Here is a 22,075-nt window from a genome sequence, read left to right on the forward strand (position 1 = left end):
GCACGGCCAAACCGGCTGTGCACCAACGTGCTGCTCGTTTCACTGTTTCCCCCAGGAGAGATGTCACGGACACTTCTGGTTTCCGTTGGGCGGGCGCGGATTGCGGATGATCACCGAGCAGAAGAACCCCATGTCTCCCTTGGCGATGATCGTCATCGAGACGGGCACGACGCCGTTCAGGTCCGCGTAGTTGACCGTCACCTGGTAGAAGATCCGCTGGCCGGTGTTGAGGTGCCGCGCGACCGCGTTCTCGACGGCCAGCATGTCCGGCGTGTTCACGTTGCCGTCGAGCGGCACGAGGTTGTCGGAGTAGTCGTCGCCGTGCAGCTGATGCCCGATGATGTGGCTGCTGTGATGACCTTTCTCGTAGCCGATCGGCCTACCGGGCTTCTCCCGGCCCTCGCTGGGCACCGTCGTCATCAGGCAGGCGATACCACCTGTCGCCCGCTTCGGCTTCAGTCCGAGGTGTTTGCCGGGGTAGTTCTTGGTGTATTCGATCTTCTCGCGTGGCGTGTTGTACACCTCGTCGTCCCGCAGGCCCGCGAAGCATTCGTCCTCGTCGAAGTCCTCGTCGGGTTCCGGCTCGTTCTCCGGCTCGCCGACGGGCACGGGGATCGGCAGTGGCACCCGCGGGGTGTCCCTGGTGATCCGCGTCGCGTCGTCGACCAGGTCGAGGGTGCGGTCGATGAGCTGGGTGCCCGTGCCGACGGCGTGGATCTCGATCGCCCTGTTGACGACGGTCGCTCCGGCGGCCAGAGTGCCCAGTGCGGTCAGTGCGTCGATCGCCCAGCGCGGTGGGGGCGGCGGGGAGAAGTAGACGCGCGGCGGATTCGTCCTCGGCTGGTTCGGCCGCTTGGGGTCGCGCACTCCCGGCCCCGGCCCCGGCCCCACAGGGGGTCTCGGCGCGCCGGGACCGACCTTGTCGTAGCAGGAGGCGCCGCGCGAACACTCGAGCTGCATTCCTCGGCTGCCTGTGTTCTTGGGCTTGTCCCTGCCCGTGTAGGGGCAGTAGTAGTCGCCGTTGTCGCCCTTGTGCCACCCGCCGGGCATACCTCCGCACCCTTGGTCTCCGCGGAGGGGACTGCCGCAGATGAACCCGGTGAAGATGTCCAACCAGCCGCCCATGCCGCTCTTCTGCTTCTGCTTTCCCTTCTTGTCTCGTCCCGGCGAGGAGAGCTCACAGATGTCGGAGATGGCGTCGTGGCCGGTGGGGTCGATGTTGCCGATCGGGTCGTTGTCGCCGTACTGGAACCGGTTCGCCGCCGACGAAGGTGACGGGTCGAGCGTCGCGCTGTCGCGGCTGATGAACTGCCCGGCCCCCGGCGCGTACCAGCGAGCCGACATGTTGACCGTGCCGGTGTCCGGGTCGGTCCAGTCACCCTGGAACCCGATGGACGAGGTGTCCCCGGAAGACGCGGTGACCTTGCCGAACGGGTCGAACGTCCGCTTGCCGTCCACGGAGTTGTTGAGGTACCGCCCGATCACGTCTCCACGCCGATCGGCGAACAGCATCCGCCCGGTGCCACCGGTGGCCTTGTCGGAGAACGCGGTCCCGTCCGGCAACCGGCTGATCAGCCGGCTTCCGTCGGACACCGCCTCGTTCGTCAGCCCCGCGTAGGTGAACTTCGTGCCGTTGCGCGAGGCCACCCGGTCGAGGCTGTCGTAGCCGTACACCGCTGCCCCGTCGCGGACCAGGCGATCGAAGCCGTCGAACTCGGGCGTGCGCGTCGAGCCGTTCGCCGTCACCGAGGCGAGGGTGCCGCGCGGGGTGTAGGAGTAGGTCTCACCCGGTCCGGTCTTGAGGCGGTTGCGCTCGTCGTAGGTGAACGTGTCGGCGCCGGCCGAGGTGCGGTTGCCCGCGTCGTCCCACCCGTAAGCCGTCACGGCGCCGGCCGGGTCGGTCCACGAGGTGAGCCTGCCCGCACCGTCGTAGCCGTAGTTGTTGCCGCTCTTGGACTTCAGCTTGTCGTCGCGATCGTAGGCGTAGTCGACGCCGATGATCGTGCGCGGCGGCACACCGGGCTCGCCGAACTGGTCCAGCCGGTCGGAGGCGAGCCTGCTCAGCGCGTCGTAGCCGAACTGGCGCAACACCCTGCCACCGACCGAAGTGTCCACTGTGGAGGACAACCGCCCGGCGGAGTCGTAGCCGTACGAGGCGGTCCGGCTGGTCACCGGGTCGGCCACGGTCTTCAGCCGTCCTGCCGGGTCGTAGGTGAACGTGGCCTTCCCGGTGGCGTCGGTGCGCGTCGCCACCGTGCCGTCACCGTCGTAGGTGTAGGTCGCGGTGCCGGCGGCGCCTGCCTGCGAGATCAGGTTGCCGCGGTCGTCGTAGAAGTACGACGTGGCTCCACCCGCACCGTCCACGCGGGTGGTGCGGCCGGCGCGGTCGTAACCGAAGGACCTGTCGGTGGCCCCGGTGGACTTCTCGGCCGTCAGCCTGCCCTGCGCGTCGTACTCACGGCTCGTGGTCACCCCGCCGGGCTTGCGCAGCGACACGATCTGCCCGGCGGCGTCGTAGACCGTGGTCCAGGTGCGGTCGGCGAGCGCCGGGGTCGACGAGGTCGCGGGCTCCACAGTGGACTCCGGAAGACCCCACGGCGTGTAGGTGTAGTCGGTGACGTTGCCCTTGCCGTCGACGAACCGGCTGCGGTTGCCCAGCGTGTCGTAGCCGGTCCGAACGGTGATCGACTTCCCCGCGTCGATCTGCTCCACCGCGACCGACTGCCGGTTCAGCTCGTCGTAGCCGAACGTCGTGGTGCGGCCTTCCGGGCTGACCTTGCGGACCACGTTGCCGTTGCCGTCGTAGTCGATCACCGACGCCCGCAGCTCCTGCCCGCCCACGGACTGCGCCGCGCGGACCGCGCGTCCGAGCAGGTCGTAGCCGGTGGCCGACACGACACCGGTCGGGTCCTTGCGCGTCACCTGCCGCCCGGCCAGGTCGTAGCCGAGCTCGGTCACGCGTCCGGTGGGGTCGGTCGAGGTCACCGGTTCACCGGCGCGGTTGTAGGTCGTGAGCTTCCGGTTGCCCTGCGGTGTCTCGACGGCGAGCACGTTGCCGGCGTCGTCGTACTCGGTCCTGGTGGTGAAGAACGCGACGGGATCGGTGGTGCGCTCCACGGCGGTCGTGGTGATCTGCCGGCCCAGCTCGTCGTAGGTGGCCCTGGTCTCCGCGCCCTGCGGGTCCGTCCGCGCCGCCAGTTCACCGGCCCGGTTGTACCGGTAGGTCAGCACGCTCGGCTGGGTGCCGACCTGCGGCAGCGTCGAGGTGAGCACCCGGCCGTACGGGTCGTGGGAGTTGACCGTCACCCGGCCCAGCGGGTCCTGCTGCTCGACCGCGTTGCCGAGCTGGTCGTACTTGGTGCGGGTGGTGGCCTTGATGGGCTGCCCGCCAGGTGGGGTGTAGTCCGGCACCGTGCCCGCGATCACGCGGCCCATCACGTCGTACTCGGTCACCGACACCGCGCCGGTACCGTCCTTGGACTGCGTGACCTCACCGAAGGCGTTGTAGCCCAATGAGTTCGCACGGTTGAAGCCGCGCGTGACCGTCCCGTTGACCCACGCGTCGGTGGCCGGGTCGATCGTGCGCACCAGCGAACCGGCCGCGTCGTACTCGTAGCGGGTGGTGATCTGACGGCGGTCGGTCGAGGAGCGGACCAGTCCGCGCTCGTCGCGGTCGAGCACCGTCGACAGGACGGTCGAGGCGTCGAGGTGCGCATCCTCCCTGACCACCTGGTCGAGCACGTTGTACTGGTACGAGGTGGTTTCCACCCGGTCCGGGTTCGCGGCGCCGCGCACCTCGACGCGCGTCGGGTTGCCCGCCGCGTCGCGCTGGAACGTCGTCTTCCGGTTGAGCCCGGCCGGATCGAACGTCGAGGTGGTGACGAACCCGGCCGCGTCGAACGTGTGGGCGGTGGTCGCGCCGCCCGGTGCGACCTGCTCGACGAGGTTGCCCGCCGGGTCGTAGGTGCGCTTGTCCAGCAGTACGTCGCGGCGGGTGCCGTCCGTGCCGGTGTAGCCGATCCGGGTCGTGGTGGCGAGCAGGTCGTCGTCGTAGTACCCGAAGTCGGTGCGGCGGCCGATCGCGTCCGTCACCGAGAACAGCCGGCCCGCCGGGTCGTAGCTGCGTGCCTCCAGCCGCAAGGAGGTGGCGGCGGCGTTCTCGGGGTCCACGCCGGAACCCCGTGCCTCGTGCTGAAGCACGCGGCCGTGCTCGTCGTGCCTGGTGACCCACTCGGTGCCGCGCGCGTCCTTCACCACGAGGGTCAGCGAGTTGTCCTGGTAGGTCCGGGTTTCCTTGGTGTTGTCCGGGAACGTGGTCTCTGAAACGCGATCGCTGTCGTCGTAGGCGGTGCGCGTCGTGCGCGGCTGCTGACCGTTGTCCGAGACGGTGGTCCTGGTGACGTTGCCGTTGGCGTCGTAGGAGTAGTCGGTGACTCTCGTGTGGGAGGCCCCGGTCACGGCGTTGACGGTCGTCGGCGCGGTCGTCTTGGCGATCTGGCCGCGGTCGTCGTACTCGGTCGTGGAGACACCGATGACGGCCAGGCCGCTGTTGGAGACGGTCGCGGTGCGCTGTCGGCCGAGCAGGTCGTACTCGAAGCTCGTGCGCAGCCCGGACGGTGACACGACCAGTGCGAGATCGCCGTTGGCGCGGTACTCCCGTGTGGTGGTCTGCCCGCGCGGTCCTGCATCGCGGATCAGGACGCCCTTGGGCGTCTTGCCGCCGCCGACGGCGTCCTCGGTTCCGGTGGAGTAGATGCTGGTCTGGCTGGGCGTGGCCGCCACGCCGTCGGCCTTCGGGTGGGTGACGCCGGTCGGCATGCCGCGGGTGTCGTAGGTGTAGCTGGTGCGGTAGCGCGTGTCGTCCGGGCCTGTGGAGCGAGCGTCCGAAGTGGACGCCAGCTTGTCGCGGCGTGGGTCGAGCGGGTCAGCTGAGGTCACGTAGGTGTAGTAGGTGGTGTTGCAGGAACCCGTCGTACGACAGGTCTTGCGGCTCAGCACGTTGCCCCGCGGGTCTGTCGTCTGCTCGGTGCGGTGGCCGTTCTCGTCGACGGTCGCGGACGGGAAGCCCGCGGTGTTGTACTCGTACTTCGTGCTGACTCCGTTGTGCGACTTGGCCGAGGTTCGGCCTCCCTGGTCGAGGTCGGCGGTGTACGTCCAGTCGCCGTGGGTGCTGGGGCCGCGCAGGACGGCGGTGCGGACGGCGTCGAGCACCGTGGGCGTGTCCAGGGTCCAGGTGCGGCCCTGGTGATCGACCAGCGTGCGCACGCGGTCCTGGAGATCGTCGTAGGTCAGTGTCGCGTGCTTGTTGTTGCGCGGCAACGACACTGAGCTCAGCAGGTCGGACGACTGGCCGGCGGCGTGGTGACGCCGGGCGGCGAGGGCGCCGACGGTGTGGCTGTAGAAGGCCACCTCGTCGATCGCGCCGTTGAAGTGGAACGCGCCGCCGTTGGTGGCGGGCCAGTCCTTGCCGCTGCCGGCCCCGACCGTCAGGTGGGTCCGGTCGCGGTGGTCGACGAGCCCCGGCAGGGTGCCGACCGCGACGCCGTCGAGGTAGAGGGTCTGCGTGCTCACCGCGGCGGACAGCACGGCGTGGTGCCAACGGCCGTCGGCGACCTCCGCGGTGCTCACGATCTGCCGGGCACCACCGGTGCCGCGGATCGCGAAACCGCCGTACAGCAACCCGTCCGTGCCGACGTACAGCAACGGCGTCGACTGGGTGGACGTGTCGGGGAACGGCTTGTCGGCGTAGCTCACCAGCACTCCGTGGGCGGTGGTGCGGAACCACAGCTCGACGGAGCTGGACATCGACTCGGAGATGAGCTTCTCCGGCACGGCGACGCGGCTGCTCGACCCGTCGAACAGGCCGGCTTTGTCCGCGGTGCCCGCGATTGCGCCGTCGACACCGAGCACGACACCGTGCTGGGTCGCGGCGTCCGCGCCCGGACGCCGCGCGGTGACCGTGCCGAACGCGCTTCCGGTGGTCTCACCGAACCGGTAGTAGGCACGCGGGGCGTTGTCGAGGACCGTGCTGCGGTAGTGGGAACCGTTCTGGTGCTGGTAGTTCGTGCAGCCCGGCTCGGTGCCGGGACCGCAGGCCTTCGTGAGGCGGTCGCCCGTGTAGGTGTAGGTCCACGCCAGAGGCTGCGCCCCGGCCCGGGGGGCGTCGGTGCGCACCTGCGCGACGTGCGCGCCGGTCCAGGTGATCGTGAGCGTCCGGCCGCTCACCAGGTTGCTGATCGTCGCCACCCGGTCCTGGCCGTCGTAGGTGAGTTTCTCCTCCAGTCCCGCGGGATCGAAGATCGACACGAGCCGGCCGGGCAGGTCGAACACCCACCGGCTGCCGGAGACGTCACGCAGCACGTAGCGGGCCTCGCCGCCGTCGACGTAGACCAGGTCGACGGCCTGGCCCGCCGGCGCGGCGAACGTGCCGTCCGGGTTGCGGCCGAACCGGATCTGCCGGCCGGACGCCAACGTGACGACCACGTTGCCCGAGCCGTCCTCGTCCGGCTCCAGCCGCATGTCCAGGCGCGACGACCAGCCGGTGCCGAACGCGGTGTTCTTGCGGGGATCGAGGCTGTTGTAGGTGCGGGAGATCGTCAGGTCCGGGCCGACCGTCGCGACGGAGGCGTCGGTGACGACGGCGGAGTAGTTGCCGATCTGCGGGTCCAGCCCAGGGCCCTCGACGGAGCCGGGGCTGCCCGCGAGGTGCGAGGTGATCTCCGGCTGGTGTACGCGCGTGGTCAGCGCCAGGGTGGCCCAGCCCGGGGTGTCGGCCACCGTGTCGGAGACCTTGATGCCCCAGGAGTACGTGCGGCTCCAGAACAACGGGCGGGGCACCCAGCTCTGGCCGGTCCAGTCCGACTCCTCGCAGTTCAGCGTCAGCGCCTGGTCGGTGCAGATCCGGTACTTGTAGGTCAGCCCCTTCTCCGGCCACCGGTCCGGGTCGATGCCCTTGGCGTACAACGTGGGTGTCCGCGTCTCGACCGTGGCGCCGTTGGGCGGCTGCTGGTAGTTGGTCGTCGGTGGGAGGTTGTGCACCCGCAGGAGGAACACGCCGTACGGCACTTCGTGCGCCTCGAAGAAGTTGCGACCGTCCGGGCCCCACATGCTCAGCCGCACTTTGTACTCGCCGGGCGCGATGGGGCTCAGCGCGACGTCGAGGGTCGCGGACTGTCCCGGCGCGACGGCGTGCGGAAGCACCCCTTCCACCCGCGGCGCCCGGCCCTCGACGATGTGGCCGAACTTGACCGCGCCACCGGCGGCCCAGGTCTCGGCACCCTGGTTGGTCACCTTCGCCACGAGCCTGCCCTCGTCCACGTTGGTGGGCAGGACGATCCGCACGACCTCGAACGCGGCGCCCACCGGCGAGTAGCGCACATCCAGGTAGGGCGGGTTCGCCGAGTCGTGGGAGGCGAACTTCTTGCCGTGCCCGTCGTTCTCGTCGGTGGCCCGCACGCTGAACCCGTGCTGGACCCCCCACCCGTGCGTCCACCTGGTCATCGCGTCGGCGTCGAGCGGAATGCCTTCCCAGGCCGCCGGCCCGCAGGACTCGCCGTGTGCGAACGACTTCGCACCCAGGGGCGCTCCCACCGCGGCACCCGGCCAGCCCAGGTCGGTGCCCCAGCCCTGCGTCACCTCGAACACCGTGACGGGCCGTGGCGTGCAGGTGCTGGAGTAGACGTTGTCCAGCACCAGCGAAGCGCCCACGACGTACTTGTCGCGCAGCGCCGCCGGCACGTTGAACCGCAGGTAGGAGCGAGTCAGCTGGCCGGCGATCCGGCCGGCGCCGAGCACGCTGTCGCCCGGCTTCCCCGGCTCACCCGGCCGCACGTACGTGTCGTCCGAGGTACCGGTGAAGGTGATCACCGCTGGATCGATCACCACGGGGAACACCCGCGCGGGGTCGGTCAGCCAGCCGCGCGCGGCCTCCATCCGCAACGTCCAGGTGCCGTCACGGTGTTCCTCCAGCGCGTACCGGACGTCAGTCGACCGGGTGGCTGCGGCGTCCTGCATGAATCCGGGCGGGATCACGGCGACGGCATGATCACCCTGCAGCAGCTCGACGGCACCGGACTCCGTCAGTCGTGGACGTACGCCCTTGGTGCGCAGTGAGAACTCGTAGGCGTTCGCCGCTGCGGCGGACGCGAGGACGAGCTCGTCCTTCATGCCGCCCGAGGTGCTGGAAAGCCGGAGATCCACACCCTCGCGGACACCTTTGTAGAGTGCTGTCGGGCCCTCGGTCGCCGCGCGGACATCGGCCGCCGCACGCAGGCCGTAGGTCAGCTCGCGCCCCTCGCCCAGGTCGACTCGGACCAGGTCCGCTGCCGCCGCGCTGGGCGCGAAACTCACCGGCACGGGTGCGACCTTCGGAGCGAGCCGTTCCCCGGTGGCCAGCGTGAGGTCGACGGGCCGCAGGCTGCCGTCCTGCCCGCGCACGTACTTCTGCGCGGCGTGCGTGCGGATCGTGCGTGTGCCGTCCGGGTTGCGGAACGTCTCGGTGAGTTCGGTCCGCTCGTCCGGCACCTCGACCGCTTTCGGGTCGATCGCCAGGGTCTCAAGCCGCGGCGACATCGCCGGCTGGACCGTGCCGGGCGCCACCACGTGCCGGTCGACCTCCGGCGGCGCGGCGGGGTGGTCCGGCACCGCACCTGACGGCCTCGGCTGGTCGCGGCGCGGTGACTGGAGTGCGGTACGGGTCGAATCGGCGCTGGCGTCGTGGGGCCCGCCTGCCGTCCCGGACCGCTGTTCGGGAGCCGACTCGGCCGCTCCCCGCGGCCAGGCGGCACCACCGGCCCCCGGCAACGGCACAGCGGATGGCAGCAACGGCGCCAAGACGATGAGCACCAACAGCAGCACGGCAAGGCGCAGTTTGGACATCAGTCCCCCAGCGATCGTCCGGACTCGCCCCAGTACAAGTCCGGCCTGGCCACGCTAGGCCTGCGAACTGTACGAACATCGGTGTCGCGGAGGTGCCGCCAGCAGGCCGTTGAACAGGGTGAACAGCAGGAGTGCGGTGATCGACCGGCAACAAACCGGCACTACGGGGTGAGTTCGCTGAGGCGGGCCCTCAACCGGTCCTCTTCCGCGGAGCGCTGCTGAACCCGGTACAACCGCAGGGCTTGGTTCCACACGATCCTGGCCTCGGCGGTATCACCTGCCTCGGCGAGGGTGCGGCCCAGCTTGTCCAGTGATCCGGCTTCCGAGTAGGCGTGGCCGATCTCGCGGAACACCTCGATCGCCCGACGGTAGTGATCAGCCGCGGTTCGGTGGTCGCCCAACAGGTGCGCGATGTACCCGAGGCTGTCCAGCGCGTTCCCTTCGCCGGCGCGGAACCCCTCGCGGCGCTGCAGTTCGAGTGCCATCGCACAGTGCAGCTCGGCCTCGTGGTGGTTTCCCAGTTCGGCGTGGTACCACCCGGTCGCGTTCAAGGCCTTGCCGATCCAAATGTTGTTGCCCACCGCGCGGTAGAGCCGCAGCGCCTCGACGGCGTGCGTCAACGCCGGCGTGAACTCGAGCAGTTGTTCATACGCCCACGCGAGTGCTTGGTGGCTGTGCGCCTGCTGTGCGATGTCGGCGTTCCGCTCGGTGAAGGCCAGCGACCGGCGCAGGTGGTCGAGCCCTTCGGCGTACGCCGCCAGAGCGAGGTGGGACAGCCCGAGACGCCGGTGCGCCACTGCCAGGACGACCGGGTCGTCCAGGGCGCGCGCCGCCGCCAAACCGCGGTTCCAGAGGGCGAGTTGGTCGTGCAGTTCTCCGCGCTTCTGGTGAAACGTGTCGCACGCCCAAGCGAGCTGCCAGGTGGCGACGTGGTCACCGAGTTCGACCGCCGCGCGCTGGGCGGCGAGCAGGCAGGTGTGCTCGGTGTCGAACCAGGCCGTCGCCGCGGCCCTGTCGTCCAGCGGTTGCGGGCGGCAGGACGGTGGGGGTGTGCCGATCTCGATCGGCTGCCTGGTCGGATCGAGGAGGCGGTCGCCCGCGTAGGCGGTGTGGACGTAGAAGTCGATCAGCCGCCGAACCGCGCGGTGGTGTTCGCCGGTACGGGAAGCGGCGTAAAGCCGGACCAGGTCGTGCATGCGGAACCTGCCCGGCTCGGGCTGTTCCACCAGCGACACGCGTTCCAGCGCGAGCAGCGCGGACGCGGCGGACGCCGGGGAGCGGCCGGTGAGAGCCGCAGCCGCGTGCGCACCGATCTCGGGCATCGCCACCGAACCGAGCACTTCGAACACCTCGAGGTGTTCCGGAGCGAGCGCCGCACACGACCAGGACAGCACGGCCGACAGGTCGGACGCCGGTTCGCCCGCGTCGAGTCCACGCAGCCGGTCTCCGGTGTCGCGAAGTTCGTCGGCGAGCGCCGCGAGCGACATGTCCTGGCGCATCTCCGCTCGGGCGGCCACGATGCCGAGCGCCAGGGGAAGGCCTGCGCAGGACGCCAACAACCGGATCACGGCGTCGGGTTCGGCCGCGGTGCGCGCGGTACCCAGTCTCCTGGTCAGCAGGCGGCGCGCTTCGGGTTCGCTCAGCACGTCCAGATGGACGATGCGAGCGCAGTGCCTGGTGACCACATCAGCGAGCCGGTTCCTGCTCGTCACCAGGACGGTGCAGGACGCCGTGCCGGGCAGCAGTGGCACGACCTGCGCCGAGTCGGCGGCGTTGTCCAGCACCAGGAGCACGCGCTTGTCCGCGATCGTGCTGCGGTACAGGGCTTCCTGGGCTTCCGGAGAGGCGGGGACGTTCTTGGCCTCGACGCCGAGCGCGGCGAGGAACCCGCGCACCGCGACGGCGGGCGGCACGGGTTGTCCGCTCGGGTCGAAGCCGCGCAGGTCCACGAAGAGCTGGCCGTCGGGGAATCGATCGATGTTGTCGTGCGCCCACTGCAGTGCCAGGGACGTCTTTCCCATGCCGCCGGCGCCCGCGACCGCCGACAGGACCACGGCCCCACCAGCCGCGGAGGCCGTGGTCACCGCGGCGTCCAGTTCCGAAAGCTCTGCCGAGCGACCGGTGAACCACGGTGTCGAAGGGGGCAGTTGCCTGGGCGCGACGGTCAGGGGCGGCAATCGGGGCGAACGCACCTGTTGGTGCAGCACGTCGTAATGTGCCCTTTGCAGTTCGACCCCTGGGTCCACACCGAGTTCGTCGACGAGCCGGGCGCGAATCCCGGCGAACAGGGCCAGAGCCGCACCCTGGTCGCCCGCACCCGCGTGCGCGAGCATGAGACGGCTGTGCAGTCCTTCGTGAAATGGTTCGCAGTCGACCAACGGCCGCAGGGCCGAGGCCGCGCGGTCGTGATCACCGATGACGAGGGCGATGTCCGCGTAGGCCAGCGCCGCACGCACCCGCCGCGCGCCGACGGCCGCCGAGACGGGCCCGGTGCGAAGCGATTCCGGCAGGTCCGCGAACACCGGACCTCGCCACAGAGCCAGAGCCGTCGCGTACTCGTCCGCGGCCGCCACCAGATCGCCCTCGCTGGCGAGTCGAGCTCCTGTGGCCACATGGCGGTCGAAGTCGAGCACGTCCAGTCCCAGTCCGTCGGCGGTCAGGACGTAGGCCGCGCCGACAGTGGCAATGCATTGGTGGTCCTGGCCGCCGCGAACCGTTTTGCGCAGTCGCCCGACATAGGTGTGCACGACGTTCTGCCAAGTCGGTGGTGGGTGACCGCGCCACAGGGTCTCGACGATCTCCTCGCGCGACACCGGGATTCCCGGCTGTGCGGCGAGCAGTGCGAACAGGCATCGCTGCATCGGAGCACCGAGCGGGATGGGACCGTCTGCATCGGAAACGTCCAAGGGACCGAGCACACGGACGCGAACAGCCGCCCGCGCAGGCTCGCACAGAGCGTCGGGCTGAACACCTAGCGCACGGGCGATTCGCCGCACCGACGCGGCACGGGCGGTCGCGATGCCGTTCTTCTCCAGGTTGCGAACCGCACGAACGCTGAGCCCGGACCGATCGGCGAGTTCCTGCTGGGACAGCCCCAATTCGATCCGTTTCGCGCGCAACGGACTGCCTGTCGACATCTGATCCCCCTGACGTCCCCCCTTGCAGAGGATGCCTGGCCCGACATGTCGTTGTCAGCAGAATTCGGACGTATCGCCGCCCCGGTGTGGCTAGTCGGCAAGGCGTCGAGTCTGCTCGCGGAGAACCGCCACGCACGTCAGCCAGGTTCACGTGTCGAAGATCTTGTTGCCGGGCATACCTGTGACGATCAGACGAGCGAGGAGGCCGTGATGCAGGGCGACGTCGAGACCTACCACGAGAACGGAACCTGGAAGAACAAGGTCGAAGGCAACACGCAGGCGTCCAGCACGCACGACACCAAGGGCGAGGCCGTCGCCAGGGGCCGCGAAATGGCCGTCGAACACGGAGTCGAGCACATCATCCGCAACATGGACGGCACGATCAGCGAGAAGAACACCTACCCGCGAAGCAGCGACCCGCGCAACATCCGCGGCTGAGGACGCATCAGGCGGTACAAGGCCCAGCCGATGGCCTCCAGGGCGAACCGGGAGGCCATCGGGCACGGCAGGTGACGGTGAGCAGACTCGGGGCGTCGACCCCGAACAACCGCACCGCGATCACCTCCGAGCTGCTCGACGAGGCTGCCTTGATGAACTCACGGCCTGCTGAAGAGGTGTGGAACCTTCTGCGCAACAAGCAGGGAGTCTGGCCGCACGGCCTAGCAGGCTTCAGCTGATCGGACTCGCCACCACGGCCTGGCTGTTGCTCACCAGGTTCCGCCGGGGCCTCGCCTGGCTCGACCCTGGTGGCTGGGGCGTCGGGCGGCAGTGTGCGCTACGGCCAGAACCTCGACGCCAAGTTGACGAGCACGCAGCTCACGTCAGCTTCCTCACCACCAAGCGCCAATGCCACCGCAGCACCGTGCCCGTGGCACCCCACAGGATTGCGACGTTGACACCTCTCGCAAGATGGTCGACAATCGACAAACGACGGTCGAACACAGGAGGAGCAGTGAAGTTCGAGAGCAAGCCGAAGTTCGTCACGTTCGACATGAACGGGACACTGATCCACTTCCGCATCAACGAGGTGATCCGCCGGGTCCTGGGTGACCGGCTCCCCGCGGAGATCGCCGACGACTTCCTGCGGACGGGCAACGAGTTCCGGTTCGACGAGACCCTGGGCGACTACAAGCCGTTTCACCAGATCATCGCTCACTCGCTGGAGCGCACCCTGCGCCACTTCGGCCTGGAGTACCGCGCCGGTGACGCTGAGGCCGTGTACGAACAGATCCCCACGTTCACCCCTTACCCCGGTGTCACCGAGGCCCTGAACCGCCTGGCCGAGGAGGTTCCGCTGGTCATCGTGACGAACACCGATGACGTCCACGCGCCGAGCCTCGTGGAGAACCTCAAGGCCCCGTTCGAGGTCGTCATCACCGCCGAGCAGATGGGCTGCTACAAGCCGCGGCTGCACGCGTGGAAGTACACGCTGGACAAGCTCGGCGCGACGCCCGACGAGATCGTGTGGGTCTCGGCGAGTCCGAAGTACGACCTCCGCTCCGCGACCGTCATGGGCTTCGAGAACAAGGTGTACATGGACCGCGGCTTCGAGCCGGACCACCCGTGGCTCGGCTGCAAGCGGATCACCGACATCGCCGACCTCCCCGTCCTCTTCGGTCTGCCCCGCCCCTGAAGAGCAGGAGAACAGCGATGAAGTTCACCCCTTACTGGCTCGACACCGCGCCACAGGGCCCTTCCCGGTCGCGGACCGAGATCGGTGGGCGGGTCGACGTCGCGATCGTCGGTGCAGGGCTGACCGGCCTCTCGGCGGCCCTGCACCTGGCGCGGAAGGGCGCCAACGTCCACGTCTTCGAGCGGGAGACGGTCGGCTGGGGTGCGTCCGGCCGCAACGGCGGCATGGCCACCACCGGACTGTCGATCGGCTTCCGCGACGCGGTCAGCCGCTACGGCCTGGAGACCGCGAAGGCGTACCTGCTGACATACCACGACGCGGTCGACACCATCGAGAAGCTCGTGGGCGACGAGGGCATCGACTGCGACTTCGCCCGCACCGGCAAGCTGAACCTCGCGTCCAAACCGGCTCACGTCGACGGCCTGCGCAAGACCGTCGAGGCGCTGTCCGGGATCGGCGTCGACACGCGCCTGGTGAGCGGGGACGAGCTCAGCGCGGAAATCGGTTCTGACTGCTTCCACGGCGCGATGGTCGATTCCAAGAGCGCGGGGCTGCACGTCGGCAAGTTCACCAAGGGACTCGCCGAGGCAGCGGTGCGGGCCGGCGCCACGATCCATGAAAAGGCACCGGTCGAGCAGGTCCGGCGGCTGAACGGAACGCGGCACGAACTGGTCACACCGCGCGGAACCGTGCAGGCGGACCAGGTGCTCGTCGCGACCAGCGGCTACACCCGCCGGCCGTTCCGCTGGCAGCAGGTCAGGATCGCGCCCGTCGGCAGCTTCATCATCGTCACCGAACCGCTGGACGAGGAAGTCTGCGACGAGCTGCTGCCGACCAGGCGGATGGCGTCGACGTCGAAGAACCTGTTGAACTACTTCAGGATCACGCCGGATCACCGATTGCTGTTCGGCGGTCGGGCCCGGTTCACCATGTCCAACCCGCAGTCGGACGAGAAGTGCGGGCGCATCCTGCAGAAGTCCATGGTCGAGGTCTTCCCGCAGCTCGCGAACGCACGGGTCGACTACTGCTGGGGCGGCCTGGTCGACATGAGCATGGACCGCATGGTGCACGCCGGCGAGCGCGACGGGTTGTTCTACTCGCTCGGCTACTCCGGTCACGGCGTCCAGATGGCCACGCACATGGGCAAGCAGATGGCCGAGTACCTGAACGGGACGACGAGCGCGAACCCTTGGCACGACTTGAAGTTCACCCGCATCCCCGGGCATTTCGGACCGCCCTGGTTCCTGCCTTTCGCAGGCGCCTACTACAAGTTCAAGGACCTCATGAAGTAAGCGGGCCGCCTCCTTGTCCCGCACCACGTTCCCAGTCTGAAGAAGGACGGCCACCATGCGAGTCACCACACCACTGCGTGCCGCGTTCGCCGCGACGTCCCTGACACTCGCGCTGGTCGCGTGCGGGTCGGTCGACGCCACGCAGCCCAAGGAGTCCGATCAGGTCGAGCACACCGACGACATCTCGGCGGGCGTGCAGCCGGATCCGGCGGCGGTGAAGCTGTTGCCCGAGGCGGTGAAGGCCAAGGGCAGGATCTCGGTGGCGATGGACCTGTCGAGTCCACCGACCACGTTCATGGCGACGGACAACAAGACGCCGATCGGGTTCAACCCGGACATGGCGCGGCTGATCGCGGCCAAGCTCGGGGTGAAGCTGCAGATCGACAACGTCAAGTTCGACACCATCATCCCAGGTCTGCAGGGCAACAGGTTCGACTTCACCGCGACCACCATGGGCGCCACCGAAGAGCGGCTGAAGGTGCTCGACATGGTCAACTACTTCCAGAACGGCACCGGTGTCGCGGTACCCAAGGGCAACCCGCAGAAGCTGGCTGTCCACGAGCTGTGCGGGCACCGCGTCGGCGTGCAGTCCGGCACCACCGCGGAAATCAAGTGGCTGCCCCAGCTCAACGAGAAGGACTGCACCAGCAAGGGCAAACCGGCCATCACCGGAGTCACTTTGCCGAGCGTCAACGACTCACTGACCCAGCTCTCCTCCAAGCGCCTCGACGCGGTCATGTACGACTTCACCTCGTTGTCGTGGACGGCCAAACGGCAGCCCACCGTGCTGGAAGTCCTGCCAGAAAGGGTGGTCTCGGCGAAGGTGAACGTGGCACTGCCCAAGGGTTCCGCGTTGACTCCAGCGATCCAGGCGGCGATCCAGTCCATCATCGACAGTCCCAAGTACGCCGAGGCGCTTGACCGCTGGGGCTTCCAGGGCCTGGGCATCGAGACCGCGGCGATGGCCGTACCCCTGGGGCAGTGATGTCGACGACCACGATCGGTTCGACGACCGGGCGCCGGCCGTCATCTGAACTGTTGCCGGAGAACAAAAAGCGGATCACGCCGAAACGTCCGCGTGACTACGCCTGCTGGGCTGCCGCGATCGCCGTCGTCGCCGGCCTGCTCTACACGACGGTGACGAACGAGAACTACCAGTGGCCGGTGGTGTTCAGCTACTTCACCACGGAGTCCATTCTGGACGGTCTGGCCCTCACGCTGGTGCTGACCGTGGTGAGCATGGGACTGGGCGTGCTGCTCGGGTTGGTGCTCGCGGTGATGCGGATGTCGCACCAGGCACCGATCTCCGGTCTGGCGCGGCTCTACATCACGTTCTTCCGCGGCACGCCGGTACTGGTGCAGCTGATCTTCTGGTTCAACATCGCGGCGCTGTACCCGAACGTCTCCATCGGCATCCCGTTCACCGACATCTCCACACCAGTGGACGTGAACACGCTGATGACCCCGCTCACCGCGGCCATCGTCGGCCTCACGCTGAACGAGGCCGCGTACATGGCGGAGATCATCCGCGGCGGCTTCGCCTCCGTGGGCCGCGGCCAGTACGAGGCCGCGGACTCGCTGGGCATGAGCGGGTTCACCAGGCTGCGGCACGTGATCATCCCGCAGACCATGCCCGCGATCATCCCCGCTACCGGCAACCAGGTCATCGGCATGCTCAAAGGCACGTCGCTGGTGAGCGTGCTCGGTGTGGCCGAACTGCTCAACAGTGCCCAGTCGATCTACGCCCGCACCTACCAGACCATTCCGCTGCTGATCGTGGCGAGCCTCTGGTACCTGATCATGACGATGGCGCTCAGCGTGCCGCAGTCCATGATCGAGCGCCGTTTCTCCCGCTCGACCCGCAGGCCGGCGGCGGTCGCCACCGCGACAAAGGAGTCGCTGCTGTGAAAGCCGACGGAACGATCGTCGCCCGCAAGTTGCACAAGAGCTTCGGAAGTCACGAGGTCCTGCGCGGGATCGACCTGTCGGTCAAGGCCGGCGAGATCTCCTGCATCATCGGCCCCAGCGGCTCCGGCAAGTCGACGCTGTTGCGATGTGTCAACGGATTGGAGACCGTCGACCGCGGCGTCCTGCGGGTCAACGGAGAAGACTTCGGCTACGTCGAGAAGGACAACGCCTACCACGCCGTCTCCCCGCAACGACTCGCCGAGCAACGCTCCCGCGTCGGCATGGTCTTCCAGCAGTTCAACCTCTTCCCCAACATGACCGCCGAAAACAACGTCATGTCCGGCCCGGTACTGGTCAAGAAGATCGACCGCAAACTCGCCCGAGAGCGTGCCCAGGAACTCCTGGCCCAGGTCGGGCTCGACGGGTGCGGTCACAAATACCCGGCCCAGCTCTCCGGCGGCCAGCAACAACGCGTCGCCATCGCCCGCGCCCTCGCCATGGACCCCAGCATCATGCTGTTCGACGAACCCACCAGCGCACTCGACCCCGAACTCGTCGGCGAAGTCCTCGCCGTCATGCGCGACCTCGCCCACCACGGCATGACCATGCTCCTCGTCACCCACGAAATGGCCTTCGCCCGCGACGTCGCCGACGAGGTGCTGTTCATGGACGAAGGAGTGGCGGTGGAGCGCGGCGACGCGCGCGAAGTACTCGCCAACCCCCGCGAAAAACGAACCCAAGAGTTCCTGGAAAGGGTGCTGTGACGATGGTCGAAACGGCAACGACGGCAACCGATCGGCTCCGGGCTCTCGGTCTGGAGCTGCCCGCCCTCGGGTTCGGTGCGAGCCCGCACTTCGTGAACCACAAGGCGGTGGACTCGAGCATCTACATCTCGGGCCAGCTGCCGTACCGGGACGGCGTGCTGCTGGGCCAGGGCATCGTCGGCCGGGACGTCGACGTGCCGGCGGCACGCGGCTTCGCCCGCCAGACCGCCCTCAACGCGCTCGCGATCGCCGCGGACGCGGTGGGAGACCTGGACCGGGTCAGGGTCGTGCAGATGCTGGTCTTCGTGGCCAGCACGCCGGATCTGGGTGAGCAGTCGCGCGTCGCCGACGCGGCCAGTGACCTCCTCGTCGAGGTGCTCGGTGAGAACGGGCGGCACGCGCGCACCGCGATCGGCGTGGCGGGGCTGCCGCGCAACAGTCCGGTCGAGATCCAGATGGTCTGCACCGCGGTGTAGGAGAGGAGTGCAGCGTGAACCGGCTCCAACGAACGCTCGCCGCCCTCGCCGGGCGGATCGACACCCCGGCGCCGATCGTGCTGGTCGACGTCATGCAGGACAACATCGACCGCATGCAGGCGTTCGCCGACCAGCACGGTCTCCACGTCCGGCCCCACGTCAAGACGCACAAGTGCGTCGAGATCGGCAGGCGCCAGCTCGCGGCGGGAGCGGTCGGCATCACCGCGGGCAACGTCGGTGAGGCCGAGGTCTTCGCCGCCGCCGGGTTCGACGACATCTTCCTCGCCTACCCGGTCTGGCCCTCGGGAACCAAGGGCGCACGGCTGCGCAGGCTGACCGAGGCCGTCCGGCTGCGGGTCGGCGTGGACAACGTCGCTGCGATCGACGCACTCGCCGACGCGATGGCGGGCGAACCGGAGCGGCTGGAGGTCGTGATCGAGGTGGACTGCGGCGCCCGTCGCTCCGGGGCACCGCCCGAGCGCGCGGGCGATCTCGCGCTGGCCGCCCGCAGGCGTGGTCTCGTGCCCGTGGGCGTCTTCACCTATCCGGGCCACGGCAGCGCCGGCCCGGACGCTCGCCTGCGCGCCGCGCGGGACCAGGACGCCGCGCTCGTCACCGCGGTGCGCAGCCTCACCGCTGCCGGGGTCACCGCGCAGGTAGTGAGTGCCGGCTCCACCCCGACCGTCGAGTTCACCAGCAGTGGCGTGATCACCGAGATCCGTCCCGGCGAGTACGTCTTCTGCGACCTGGACAACACCCGGCTCGGCGCCTGCACGGACGACCAGGTCGCGCTGTTCGTAGCCACCACCGTGGTCAGCGACTGGGTCGCGGACCAGGTCATCGTCGACGCGGGCACCAAAGCCCTCAGCCGGGAAGGCAGCGCCGAACGCGGCTACGGCGGCATCGCCGGCACGAAGGCCGTCCTCACCAAGCTCAACGAGTACCACGGATTCCTCGGGCTGCCCGCCGGTGAGTTCCGCCCCGGCATCGGCACCGTGCTGCCGGTGGTGCCGAACCACGTCTGCCCGGTCGTGATCAACTTCGAGGAGCTGATCATCACCGACAGCACGGGCACATCGCTGCAACGTTGGCCGATCGACGCCCGCGGATTCCTCAGCTGACCTACAGGAGTAGTTGCCCGACATGAGACTCGACCACGTGACAGCCCTGGTGACCGGCGCCGGCAGCGGCATCGGCGAGGCGGTGAGCTCCCACTTCCGCCGCGAGGGCGCACGGCTGCTACTCACCAGCCGCAGGGAGCGACTCGACACCGCCCAGCCCGGCGACCTGTACGTCCCCGGCGATCTCAACGACGAGGCGTTCGTCGAAGCCCTGGCCCGCCAGGCCGCCGAGTCGTTCGGCACCGTCGACGTCGTCGTCCTCAACCACGGCCTGCAGGCGAGCAGCCCGCTCACCGAGATGACCCGCGAGGCCGCGAAGAACGTGCTCGACAGCAACCTGCTCAGCGCGTTCCTGGTGATGAAGCACTTCGCGCCGCTGATGCCCGCCGCGGGAGGCTCGTTCGTCTGCGTCAGCTCACGGCTCGGCATGGTCGGCAAGGCGGGCGAAGTCCTGTACTCCGCGGCCAAGGGCGGCCTGATCATGCTCGCCAAGGGCGCGGCGATCGAATGGGCAGCGCGCAACATCCGCGTCAACGTCGTCGCCCCCGGCCTGACCGTCACGCCGATCATCGAGGCGTCGTTCCAGCGCAGCGCCGACCCCGAGGCCCACCGTCGCGAGCGCGAGACCCAGATCCCGCTCCAGCGCCTCGCCACACCGGAGGAGGTCGCCGACGCGGTGCTCTTCTTGGCGTCGTCGGAGTCGACCTACATCACCGGAGCGGTCCTGCCGGTCGATGGCGGGTACACCGCCTTCTGAGCACGGCTTCACGCCTGCCGGGGACGAACCTCCGCCTTGCCGCTGAGCCCCGTCTGGAAGTGGGCGGCCAGCTCTTCGCGGAACTCGTCGATGGAGCCCTCCAGCGCGATCGCGGCCAGCCTCTCGTGCTCGACGGCCAGCTCGCGCGGATCGCTGTAGGTCTGGTGATCGACGCTGAGGTAGAGCCGCAGCTTGGTCTCCCAGCCGTTCCACAGGTTCTGCAGTGCACCGCTGCCGGAGAGGTCGTAGAACAACCGGTGGAAGCCGAGGTGCGCGTCGACACTGGCCGGGATGTCGTTCTTCTCCAAAGCCCCGCGGAGGTCATCGACAGTCTGCAGCAACGCCGCCTTTTCACGACCACGCAGCGCGTCGATCGCCAGCTCGGCGGCGTACGGCTCGACGAGCAGGCGGATCGCGTCGATCTCGGCGACGTCCTGAGCGCTCACCTCCGCGACGAACGCCCCGCGGTAGGGGATCTTGACGATGAGCCCCTCTTCCTCCAGCTTGGTCAGCGCTTCGCGCAGCGGGGACCGGCTGATTCCCAGGTCCGCGGCGATGTGCGCTTCACGCAGCTGCCCGCCGGGAGGCACGGTTCCGTCGAGAATGGCGGCTCGGAGCACGCGGTAGACGCCTTCCGGCGTCGTCGTCCGGTCTTCCTGCCACTGGAACTTGGTGTCCACTCCCCCAGCCTCCCTTTGTCTTTTGTCGACTATACCGGCACGGCCAGGCTGACAGCCTGGCCGTGGGCTTTGCGACAGGGGTGGAACCTTTCCCGGGCAGGATCCAGCCGCAGCGTCAGTTCCCCGTCGGGATGGCGATGTACTTGTACTCCAGGAAGCCGTCCATGCCGGCCCGGCCGCCTTCCCTGCCGAGGCCGGACTGCTTCACACCGCCGAACGGCGCGGCGGGGTTGGAGACGAGACCGGTGTTGAGGCCGACCATGCCGCTCTCGAGCCGCTCGCTCACGCACAGCGCGCGGTCGAGGTCGCGGGTGAACACGTAGCTGACCAGACCCCAGTCCGTGTCGTTGGCGGCGGCGACGACCTCGTCCTCGTCGTCGAAGGTGCGCAGCGCCGCCACCGGGCCGAAGACCTCCGTCTGCGTGATGGCGGCCTCGGCGGTGACTCCGGTCAGCACGGTCGGCGGGTAGAAGCAGCCGGGGCCGTCCGGCAGTTCGCCACCGGTGACCAGCTTGGCGCCGTGCTGCACGGCGTCGAGCACGAGCTGGTGGACCTTGCCGCGGCCCGTGTCGTCGATGAGGGGGCCGACGTCGATGCCCGGTTCGGTGCCCACGCCGACGGTGAGGGCTTCCATGCGGTCAGCCAGGCGCGCGGCGAACTCCTCCGCGAGCGAGCTGTGGACGAAGATCCGGTTGGCGGCGGTGCACGCCTCGCCCATGTTGCGCATCTTCGCCTGCATCGTGCCCTCGAGCGCGACGTCCAGGTCGGCGTCGTCGAAGACGATGACGGGTGCGTTGCCGCCCAGTTCCATGGAGGCGCGCACCACCGTGTCGGCGCACTGGGCGAGCAGGATCTTGCCGACCTGGGTGGAGCCGGTGAAGGAGAGCTTGCGGATCTGCCCGCCGCGCAGCAACGGTTCGACGACCCCGGCCGCGTCCGAGGTGACGACCACGTTGAGCACGCCGTCGGGCAGTCCGGCCTCGGTGAGGATCGCGGCGAGGGCGAGGGTGGACAACGGAGTCTGAGGCGCCGGCTTGAGGACCATCGTGCAGCCGGCGGCGACCGCCGGGCCGATCTTGCGGGTGCCCATGGCCAGCGGGAAGTTCCACGGGGTGATCAGCAGACAGGGACCGACGGGCTGACGCAGCACCATCAGGCGGTTCTTGCCGTCCGGTGCGGTCGTCATGCCTCCGTCGACGCGGACGGCCTCTTCGGAGAACCAGCGGAAGAACTCGGCGGCGTAGGCGACCTCACCGCGCGCCTGGTCGAGAGGTTTGCCCATCTCCAAGGTCATCAGCAGGGCGAGTTCCTCGGTGCGGGACACGATGATGTCGTAGGCACGGCGGAGGATCTCGCTGCGGACGCGGGGCGGGGTCGCGGGCCCCCGCCGGGGGGGGCGGGCCCCCCCACAGCCGGCCCGCCCCCCCGCC

At 68.9% G+C, this 22,075-nt stretch carries 14 protein-coding genes; 10 read left to right on the top strand and 4 right to left on the bottom strand.

Annotated features, from left to right (window positions below; all coding sequences use genetic code 11):
- Positions 1-63: 63 nt before the first annotated feature.
- Both G7043_RS49490 and G7043_RS25820 read right to left on the bottom strand, forming a co-directional pair.
- The gene (locus tag G7043_RS49490) at positions 64-8,877 is read right to left on the bottom strand and encodes an RHS repeat-associated core domain-containing protein (protein ID WP_166049713.1); all 8,814 of its coding nucleotides are present in this window, start codon (positions 8,875-8,877) and stop codon (positions 64-66) included.
- A gap of 161 nt (positions 8,878-9,038) precedes the next feature.
- Positions 9,039-12,014 carry a BTAD domain-containing putative transcriptional regulator gene (locus tag G7043_RS25820; protein WP_166049716.1) on the bottom strand — a complete coding sequence of 992 codons (2,976 nt, stop codon included), beginning with the start codon at positions 12,012-12,014 and terminating at the stop codon, positions 9,039-9,041.
- A gap of 210 nt (positions 12,015-12,224) precedes the next feature.
- On the opposite strand from G7043_RS25820, the gene G7043_RS25825 reads away from it, so the two are divergent.
- From G7043_RS25825 to G7043_RS25870, 10 genes are all read left to right on the top strand, one after another.
- A complete protein-coding gene (locus tag G7043_RS25825) occupies positions 12,225-12,452 on the top strand; it encodes a DUF2188 domain-containing protein (RefSeq protein ID WP_207311725.1) in 228 nt (75 codons plus the stop codon).
- 77 nt (positions 12,453-12,529) lie between these two features.
- Positions 12,530-12,691 (top strand): hypothetical protein, encoded by a 162-nt coding sequence (locus tag G7043_RS25830; RefSeq protein ID WP_166049721.1) that lies wholly within the window; start codon positions 12,530-12,532, stop codon positions 12,689-12,691.
- Between the two features lie 275 nt (positions 12,692-12,966).
- Positions 12,967-13,647 carry a haloacid dehalogenase type II gene (locus tag G7043_RS25835; RefSeq protein ID WP_166049723.1) on the top strand — a complete coding sequence of 227 codons (681 nt, stop codon included), beginning with the start codon at positions 12,967-12,969 and terminating at the stop codon, positions 13,645-13,647.
- Positions 13,648-13,664: 17 nt separating this feature from the next.
- A complete protein-coding gene (locus G7043_RS25840) occupies positions 13,665-14,939 on the top strand; it encodes an NAD(P)/FAD-dependent oxidoreductase (RefSeq protein WP_166049725.1) in 1,275 nt (424 codons plus the stop codon).
- Positions 14,940-14,994: 55 nt separating this feature from the next.
- Positions 14,995-15,924 carry an ABC transporter substrate-binding protein gene (locus G7043_RS25845; protein WP_166049727.1) on the top strand — a complete coding sequence of 310 codons (930 nt, stop codon included), beginning with the start codon at positions 14,995-14,997 and terminating at the stop codon, positions 15,922-15,924.
- Entirely contained in the window at positions 15,924-16,847 is a 924-nt protein-coding gene (locus G7043_RS25850) for an amino acid ABC transporter permease (protein ID WP_166049729.1), read from the top strand. The genes G7043_RS25845 and G7043_RS25850 overlap by 1 nt, the downstream gene beginning before the upstream one ends.
- On the top strand, positions 16,844-17,611 hold the full coding sequence (locus G7043_RS25855; RefSeq protein ID WP_166049731.1) for an amino acid ABC transporter ATP-binding protein: 768 nt from the start codon (positions 16,844-16,846) through the stop codon (positions 17,609-17,611). The genes G7043_RS25850 and G7043_RS25855 overlap by 4 nt, the downstream gene beginning before the upstream one ends.
- A gap of 2 nt (positions 17,612-17,613) precedes the next feature.
- Positions 17,614-18,087, top strand: a complete 474-nt coding sequence (locus tag G7043_RS25860; protein WP_166049733.1) for a RidA family protein — start codon at positions 17,614-17,616, stop codon at positions 18,085-18,087.
- 14 nt (positions 18,088-18,101) lie between these two features.
- A complete protein-coding gene (locus tag G7043_RS25865) occupies positions 18,102-19,208 on the top strand; it encodes an alanine racemase (protein ID WP_166049735.1) in 1,107 nt (368 codons plus the stop codon).
- 37 nt (positions 19,209-19,245) lie between these two features.
- On the top strand, positions 19,246-19,965 hold the full coding sequence (locus tag G7043_RS25870; RefSeq protein ID WP_313888068.1) for an SDR family NAD(P)-dependent oxidoreductase: 720 nt from the start codon (positions 19,246-19,248) through the stop codon (positions 19,963-19,965).
- 8 nt (positions 19,966-19,973) lie between these two features.
- On the opposite strand, the gene G7043_RS25875 is transcribed toward G7043_RS25870, so the two are convergent.
- Complete coding sequence (locus tag G7043_RS25875) at positions 19,974-20,645, bottom strand: GntR family transcriptional regulator (RefSeq protein ID WP_166049739.1); 672 nt, start codon at positions 20,643-20,645, stop codon at positions 19,974-19,976.
- A 115-nt stretch (positions 20,646-20,760) separates the two neighbouring features.
- The coding region (locus tag G7043_RS25880) for an NAD-dependent succinate-semialdehyde dehydrogenase (RefSeq protein ID WP_242642671.1) at positions 20,761-22,075 on the bottom strand (1,315 nt) is incomplete at its 5' end.

Source organism: Lentzea alba, assembly GCF_011067745.1.
In the GTDB taxonomy this organism is placed as follows: Bacteria; Actinomycetota; Actinomycetes; order Mycobacteriales; family Pseudonocardiaceae; genus Lentzea; species Lentzea alba.

Bases quoted from the DNA above. Each gene is read 5' to 3' on its own strand.
- G7043_RS25845 (WP_166049727.1), top strand. From the start codon at position 14,995: ATGCGAGTCACCACACCACTGCGTGCCGCGTTCGCCGCGACGTCCCTG.
- G7043_RS25860 (WP_166049733.1), top strand. From the start codon at position 17,614: ATGGTCGAAACGGCAACGACGGCAACCGATCGGCTCCGGGCTCTCGGT.
- G7043_RS25850 (WP_166049729.1), top strand. From the start codon at position 15,924: ATGTCGACGACCACGATCGGTTCGACGACCGGGCGCCGGCCGTCATCT.
- G7043_RS25840 (WP_166049725.1), top strand. From the start codon at position 13,665: ATGAAGTTCACCCCTTACTGGCTCGACACCGCGCCACAGGGCCCTTCC.
- G7043_RS25820 (WP_166049716.1), bottom strand. From the start codon at position 12,014: ATGTCGACAGGCAGTCCGTTGCGCGCGAAACGGATCGAATTGGGGCTG.
- G7043_RS25825 (WP_207311725.1), top strand. From the start codon at position 12,225: ATGCAGGGCGACGTCGAGACCTACCACGAGAACGGAACCTGGAAGAAC.
- G7043_RS49490 (WP_166049713.1), bottom strand. From the start codon at position 8,877: ATGTCCAAACTGCGCCTTGCCGTGCTGCTGTTGGTGCTCATCGTCTTG.